This is a genomic window from Ectobacillus sp. (assembly GCF_056992975.1).
The window spans coordinates 1-7,415 of record NZ_JBXKMX010000051.1; the positions used below are offsets into that span (position 1 = coordinate 1).

The following is a 7,415-nucleotide window of genomic DNA, read 5'->3' on the forward strand; positions in this document are numbered from 1 at the left end:
ATTTTCCTGCAGCATGGCTCGTAGCACTAAAATAATGACTCACGAGAATCACGTTATCTTTCGCTGCATTACATACACCATACGTTTCATAACCAAGTTCAACGGGGATACACATTCCATTCTCAAAGCAATACTGGGGCACGGAAAAAACACGCTTCGTTACAAGCACATGTATCATCCTCTCTCACGATTAAAATCAAGCTACCTCTTTTGTACCATTCATTTCTATAGAATCGCAACCATTTTTATTACATAATTGTTATTTATTTCATAAAAAAAAGAACCAAGAATGGTTTCCTTGGTTCTTCTCCTCTAGCTTTATAAATGAAATGCTTCTGCCAATAAGCGATAAGACTTCAGCTTTGCCTCGAGATCATATGTGATCGTAACGATCATAAATTCGTCTGTATTATATTCTTCGCTTAAATCTAGAATACGTTGCTTCACTTGATTCGGGTTTCCAACAATCATACGATTGCGATTTTCGCGAATTCGCAACCGATCATACGGTGTATAGGGATAATTCATTGCTTCTTCAACAGAAGGAGTACCAGCAGACGATTTTCCCTGTTCTAATGTAAGGATGGATAAATCTAAGCTCGATGCGACCCTATTTGCCTCTTCCTCCGTCTCTTGGCAAATCACGAAAATAGCTACCATTGATTTCGGTTTATCTAGTAAAACCGACGGCCGGAAGACCTCTTGATATCGTCTCACTACACGTGAACCGCCCTCACCATTAATAAACTGAGCAAATACGAATGAAGCTCCGCGCGCAGCAGCAATCATCGCACTTTCCCCACTCGAACCAAGAAGCCATACTTCAGGAATTGTAGGAACAACAGGTGTTGCCTGCAATCCAGCATATTTATAATCATCTGATGAGGCACCCGAAATATAATGTACAAAATCATCTATTTGCTCAGGATACCGATCTATCGTATATACTTTTCCTTCCTGCAGCGCCCGCGTTGCAATAGGCATTCCGCCAGGAGCACGGCCAAACCCCGCATCTATCCTGCCTGGATACAATCCTTCTAGCAGGCGAAAGTTTTCTGCAACCTTATAGGCGCTATAATGCGGTAGCATTACACCACCAGAACCAATCCGAATATGTGATGTTTTTGCAGCTAGATGCGCCATTAGTATTTCAGGGCTCGACCCTGCTAAACGTTTCGTATTATGATGTTCAGAAACCCAAAATCGCTTATATCCTAACTTTTCTGCCTCCTGCACAAGCAAAGCCGTGTTAGCTAATGCTTCCACCGCATTACTACCTGCAGGAATTGGCGATTGATCTAAAATACTTAACGTAATCATCGTAGCACCTCTCTTTCATTGGTTTGTATTATAAGGTGCTATGTTCCAATAGGCGAGAAAAGTGCTTACGATATCACAACATACTCACCCGATTTCTTCCAAGATGCTTGGCGAAATACAACGCTTCATCCGCTTTTCGAATAAACTCATCCGAGGAATTCAAGTATACAGAGGCCCCTATTGAAATCGTTACAGAAATAATCGTCCCATCAGGGAGAACAAAGCGATGCCGCTCTACCGCGCTTCTTATATTTTCCCCAATTTCCATTGCTGTAACGAGTGTACAGTTAGGGAGTAAAAGAGAAAATTCTTCCCCGCCCTTACGAAAGGCTAAATTTGAAATCGAATGTTCCTTTAAAATAGTAGCAATTTGCTGCAAAACCGCATCCCCTGCTTGATGACCGTAGGTATCATTCACCTTTTTAAAGTGATCAATATCTAACATAAGAAGGGAAAGAGCCTCTCTTTTTTTATCACTTTGCTGGATAGATTGATTTAATAAAATGTCAAATTGGCGAACATTTAACAATCCTGTTAAAAAGTCAACTGTTACCTGTTTTTCCATTAACCGAGACATCCCATTCGATTGATCGACATATGTAATACTTACATACGCAATATAGGCTGTGACCATAAATGCGGTACAATACATGATATAAACGGTTATGTTTAACGTCATAAATACTAGCGTAATACACGCCATCACCAAACAAAACAGCGTAAGCCAAATCCATCTTTTCATCCACGAAGACACATAATTTATAAGGATAGAACAGCCCAGTCCTACTACAAGGACGCTAACAGCTGCTAAAGTACTGATTACCGACGAGGTTTGAAATAAAACGAGCCTTGATAAGCTTATAAGAATAGCTGCAACTGCAATAGAGATAGGACCACCTGAAATAGCAGCGATAATAATAGCTAAATGGCGTAAATCGAGAATAAAGTTCTCCATCTGCAAGCTATATTTCATTAGGATGATCCCTAATATACCTGTAATAACTCCCACTACCAACTTACCTCGCAATGATAGCGAATCATGCAAGGTTCGATCTTTAAAGATTTGCCCCATTACAAATATAAAAGAAAGTAGAATCGTTATATTAATAAAAACATTACTAAGCATAAAATAGCGCCTTTCTATTTCCTTAATAGCTTAAATACATATCCTATAATATTGTACTATATAGGTTTTAAAGTGAATACAACATCTATGTATATATATTGAAAACTAAGAAGGCTTTCCTTTATGATTTGGGAAGCAAAATTCTTGTTAATGAGGATAAAAAAAACATCCGACCTATAAATGGTCGGATGTTTTCATTAGGCTTAACAACACCGTGTTATATTTCCATTTTTCCCATCAAACTTTGCTCGTTGTACTTCGTCAAAGAATGCCCGCTCCGATAAAATTGGTTGCCCAGTGGCATGCTCCTTCATATAAGCTACATATTTCTCATAGCTCGGCACACCTACCAATAAAGAAATAAATTCTTTTCGACATTTCATAATCTTCGCTAGAGCATTACGCATAATTGCGCACCTCTTCATCCGTACGAGGAACATAAGGAGATTCCTTAAGTTCTATTTTTTTATTTTGTAAAATTTGAATCCAAAGTCTGATTGCAGGAATAAGTACGGCAATTACAACAATCATGAAAATAGCTGTTAACCCAGCGTCCACATAATCATTTGTAATAATTTGATGCATTTGACCAACATTTTTTGCTGGTGATAGTATTTTTCCATTGTTTAATGCATTTTGAAAAATCTTTGCATGAGATAGAAATCCAATTTTCGGATCACTATCAAATAGCTTTTGATAGCCTGCCGTCATGGTCACAATGAGTACAAACGTTGTTGGAAGTAACGTAACCCATACGTACGCTTTCTTACCCATTTTAAATAGAATCGTACTTCCGACAACAAGTGCAATACCGGCAAGCATTTGATTTGCAATCCCAAATAACGGCCATAGCGTGTTAATGCCGCCAAGCGGATCAATTACACCTTGGTATAAGAAATATCCCCAGCCTAATACACAAAGAGTTGTTGCAACAATGTTTGCAAATGTAGAATCTGTTTTTCCTAACGGCTTGTACACTTGACCAAGTACATCTTGTATCATAAAGCGACCCACACGAGTCCCTGCATCAATTGTAGTCAAAATAAACAAAGCTTCAAAAAGAATCGCAAAGTGGTACCAAAATCCCATAAGCATTTTACCGCCGGCAACGTTACTGAATATATAAGCCATCCCAATAGCTAACGTTGGGGCACCGCCTGTACGAGAAAGAATCGTTTGTTCGCCTACATCCTTCGCTAATGTTTGTAAATAATCAGGCGTAACAACAAATCCCCACGAGCTAATTGTTTTTGCCGCTTGTGCAACATCTGTGCCAATAACAGCTGGTGCAGAATTGATTGCAAAATACGTTCCAGGTGTAAGTACAGTCGCAGCAATCATCGCCATGACTGCAACGAGTGATTCAGTCAACATCGCACCGTATCCAATTGCACGGGCATGGCTTTCTCTTTCAATCATTTTTGGTGTCGTTCCAGATGAAACGAGAGCATGGAATCCTGAAATAGCCCCACATGCAATTGTTATAAATAAGAATGGGAAAAGATTTCCTGAAAATACAGGGCCTGTTCCATCAATGAATTTCGTTATGGCTGGCATGTGTAAGCTTGGCCCAACGAAGACAATTCCGATTGCCAGTCCAACAATTGTACCAATCTTTAAAAATGTACTTAAATAATCACGCGGTGCAAGCAATAGCCATACTGGCATGGCAGATGCAATAAAGCCATATACAATTAACATAATTGCAATTGTTTCACCTTTAAATGTAAATAGCTTTGCAATTTCTGGCGTTTGTGAAACGTACTGTCCAAATATAAGAGAAAGCATAAGAAGTACGATACCAATAGCTGAAGCTTCTCCAACGCGGCCTGGGCGAATATAACGCATGTACACACCCATAAGCAGTGCAATTGGAATGGTTGCAGCAATCGTAAACATACCCCACGGACTACCAACTAGCGCTTTTACTACAACGAGTGCTAATACTGCTAATAATATAATCATAATACCGAGAATACCAATCATAGCAATAAGGCCAGTTTTCGGTCCGATTTCATCCTTAATAATTTCTCCAAGAGATTTTCCGTTACGACGAATAGATGCAAACAAAATGATAAAGTCCTGTACTGCTCCTGCTACTACTACTCCGACAATAATCCAAATAGTTCCTGGTAAATATCCCATTTGTGCTGCAAGGATCGGGCCTACAAGAGGACCTGCCCCTGCAATAGCTGCAAAGTGATGTCCAAATAACACCCATTTATTAGTCGGAACATAATCTTTCCCATCGTTTAAAAGCTCCGAAGGCGTTTTGCGGTTATCATCTAATCCAAATACCTTTTGTGAAATAAACTTACTATAGAAGCGATAGGCAACTGCATAAACAGAAACTGCTGCAACTAACAACCAAATCGCATTAACGGATTCCCCGCGACTTAACCCTAAGACAGCAAATCCAGCAGCTCCTAGTGCGGATATAATTCCCCAAAGCAAAACCGACTTTAATCCTTTCACATGTGTTCCCTCCTTAGTATGTCATAGAGGGATTATACTAATTTTTCTGAACATTGTGTTGTATAACACCTTATGATGATTTTTTTCTGTGTTAACATGCAGTTTCTATTTCATAAGTTGTTATACTTCTAAATTTTTTCGCAGTATTCGAATATAATTTCTGCTAACAGGAATTGGTTCATCTGGAAAAATAGATGAATAAATATTGTATGTACCATTATAGTACGGTCTCAATTCCTTCACATAATTCAGATTCATTAAATAGCTTTTGTGTACACGCAAAAAATGGTAGGACAATAGTTTCTGTTCTAAATCCTGTAATGTATAAGTAGAAAGATAATTATCTTCCTTCGTATGAATAGATACTGTTTTATTTTCTTTATTTTTACTTATATATATAATTTCGCTCGGAGCAATATAGGAAATCCCTTCGTTCGTTTCAATTGGCAGCTTACGTAACGACGAATACCGCTTTTGGTTATATTCCTTTTGAATCAAATCAATAAGAATAGACAGGGCTTCCTGCGTAAGAGGCTGTAACAAGTAATAAAATGCACGAATGCGAAACGCATCTAATGCATACTTTTCTTCATTCCCAATGAGAATGATATTTGTTTGAAGCTCCAACTGCCCAATGAGCGCAGCTAATTCTAAACCATTTTCGTGTGGCAACCCTATATCAATAAAAATAAACTCTGGATGGTGACGCTTGGCAAGCTTAATTGCTTCTATACCCGTGATTGCTTCTACTATCTCTATTTTTTCTAGATCACGAATGAATACGTTCTTCATAAATTGAAGCTGCTCTTCTTCACTAACAAGTAAGATTTTCATTTGTTCTAGACCACCCTAATGTTTTCTATACTGACGACGTCATATAAGATATATTCTACCCAAAATGTCATATTCCTTTTCTAACTTACAGAAATAACGTTTTGTCATGAAAAAAAATCCTTTGGAAAGAGGTAAAGTCTACCCAAAGGAGCTGCGAAAAAACCGGATTATTTGCATACAAACTGGATTATACAAGCTCCTGCTGCTTTGTTTCTTTTCCAAGAAAGACGACAGCAAGTACCCCGATTACAATACTAATGCAGAAAATAAAGAAAATGGTTGAAATTTGAACTTTAGCAGCGACTAAATAACCAACTAACAACGGCCCTAAAATGCCGCCAATTCGTCCGAAGGAAGCAGCCATACCAGCGCCAGTTCCGCGAACAGCAGTTGGATACTGCTCAGGTGTGTAAGCATATAATGCCCCCCATGCTCCAAGGTTGAAGAACGAAAGTAGAGCACCAAATGTTAGGAGCATCGGTAACGTTGTTGCTTGACCAAAGAAATACGCACTTACTGCTGTACCTAACAAATAGCTAACGAGTACAAACTTTCTACCCATCCGTTCAATTAACCAAGCTGCACTAAAATAACCCGGAAGCTGTGCCAACGTCATCCATAACACATATTCAAAGCTTTTAATTAACGTAAATCCTTTTAGAGTTAGCACACTCGGAAGCCATAAAAACATACCATAATACGAAAAGACTACTGAAAACCATAACACCCAGAGCATAATAGTAGGACGTGTATAAGAGCCAGTCCAAACAACTTTTATCTTTTCGAACCACGGTTGCTTTTCAGCATTTGTATGAAACCGAGGAGAATCAGGTAAACGCAACCGTAAATATAGTGCATAAAATGCAGGAATCGCACTTACTACCATCGCCGTTTTCCAACCGTACGCTGGTATGATAAAGTAGGCGATAAGCGCGGATACAATCCAACCCCCAGCCCAGAAACTTTCTAGTAAAACAACAATTCTACCACGATCTTTTGCTGGTACACTTTCCGATACTAATGTAGATGCTACCGGTAATTCTCCGCCAAGACCCATCCCAATAAAAAAGCGGATAAATAGAAATACTGCAAGTGTTGGTGCGAGTGCAGATACTCCACTTCCTACTGAAAAAAGAAGTAATGTGATAAGGAAAATGACCTTACGACCTAGTTTATCTGCTAAAAGTCCAAATAGAAGTGCTCCCACGGCCATCCCAATCGAGTTCACACTTCCAATCCAGCCCATCTGCTGACTATTTATATGCCATTCCTTTTGTAATGCTGTAATTACAAAAGAAAGCAATCCCACATCCATGGCGTCAAATAGCCAGCCGAAACCAGCTACACCTAGAAGTTTACGATTCGATGTGATACTTCCCTTATTCATCTGTACCTTCCCCTCTTTCGTTATTTCCTTCAAATGATTGTTTTACACTCCGCGTTTCCTTTGATGTGATTCCATCTGTCTTTTTCCTATTCTTTAACAGATCAGGATTTGTATACAGATATTTCAAAATAGATTGTATATACTGATAATTCTCCTTACTTCATCACCCCTACTACAAAACATTTCCACTATCGCCGGGTATTTCTAGCTTACTATGCGAACTGACATCATGTTGATCTGGTAGTTAGCTTGTGAAAATACGCACAAATTTAA

General features: G+C 38.8%; 6 protein-coding genes and 1 pseudogene. All 7 read right to left on the reverse strand.

Annotation, left to right across the window (positions count from 1 at the left end; translation table 11 throughout):
• Window positions 1–178, reverse strand: a pseudogene (locus AC11ZT_RS01980) (homoserine O-acetyltransferase family protein); the annotation flags it as partial.
• Between the two features lie 140 nt (window positions 179–318).
• On the reverse strand, window positions 319–1,320 hold the full coding sequence (locus AC11ZT_RS01985) for an LLM class flavin-dependent oxidoreductase (RefSeq protein WP_484058001.1): 1,002 nt from the start codon (window positions 1,318–1,320) through the stop codon (window positions 319–321).
• A gap of 73 nt (window positions 1,321–1,393) precedes the next feature.
• Window positions 1,394–2,446, reverse strand: coding sequence for a GGDEF domain-containing protein (locus tag AC11ZT_RS01990; protein ID WP_484058002.1), 1,053 nt, complete (start codon window positions 2,444–2,446; stop codon window positions 1,394–1,396).
• A 203-nt stretch (window positions 2,447–2,649) separates the two neighbouring features.
• Window positions 2,650–2,853, reverse strand: coding sequence for a YbdD/YjiX family protein (locus AC11ZT_RS01995; RefSeq protein WP_484058003.1), 204 nt, complete (start codon window positions 2,851–2,853; stop codon window positions 2,650–2,652).
• Window positions 2,846–4,921 carry a carbon starvation CstA family protein gene (locus AC11ZT_RS02000; RefSeq protein WP_484058004.1) on the reverse strand — a complete coding sequence of 692 codons (2,076 nt, stop codon included), beginning with the start codon at window positions 4,919–4,921 and terminating at the stop codon, window positions 2,846–2,848. Before AC11ZT_RS02000 ends, AC11ZT_RS01995 begins: the two co-directional genes overlap by 8 nt.
• Window positions 4,922–5,041: 120 nt before the next feature.
• Window positions 5,042–5,755: a LytR/AlgR family response regulator transcription factor gene (locus AC11ZT_RS02005; protein WP_484058005.1), complete on the reverse strand. Its 714-nt coding sequence runs from the start codon at window positions 5,753–5,755 to the stop codon at window positions 5,042–5,044.
• Window positions 5,756–5,942: 187 nt separating this feature from the next.
• A complete protein-coding gene (locus AC11ZT_RS02010) occupies window positions 5,943–7,142 on the reverse strand; it encodes an MFS transporter (protein ID WP_484058006.1) in 1,200 nt (399 codons plus the stop codon).
• Between the last annotated feature and the right edge of the window lie 273 nt (window positions 7,143–7,415).

Excerpts from the sequence above, each read along its gene's own strand:
- AC11ZT_RS01985 (WP_484058001.1), bottom strand. The coding sequence starts at position 1,320 with ATGATTACGTTAAGTATTTTAGATCAATCGCCAATTCCTGCAGGTAGT.
- AC11ZT_RS01990 (WP_484058002.1), bottom strand. The coding sequence starts at position 2,446 with ATGCTTAGTAATGTTTTTATTAATATAACGATTCTACTTTCTTTTATA.
- AC11ZT_RS01995 (WP_484058003.1), bottom strand. The coding sequence starts at position 2,853 with ATGCGTAATGCTCTAGCGAAGATTATGAAATGTCGAAAAGAATTTATT.
- AC11ZT_RS02005 (WP_484058005.1), bottom strand. The coding sequence starts at position 5,755 with ATGAAAATCTTACTTGTTAGTGAAGAAGAGCAGCTTCAATTTATGAAG.
- AC11ZT_RS02010 (WP_484058006.1), bottom strand. The coding sequence starts at position 7,142 with ATGAATAAGGGAAGTATCACATCGAATCGTAAACTTCTAGGTGTAGCT.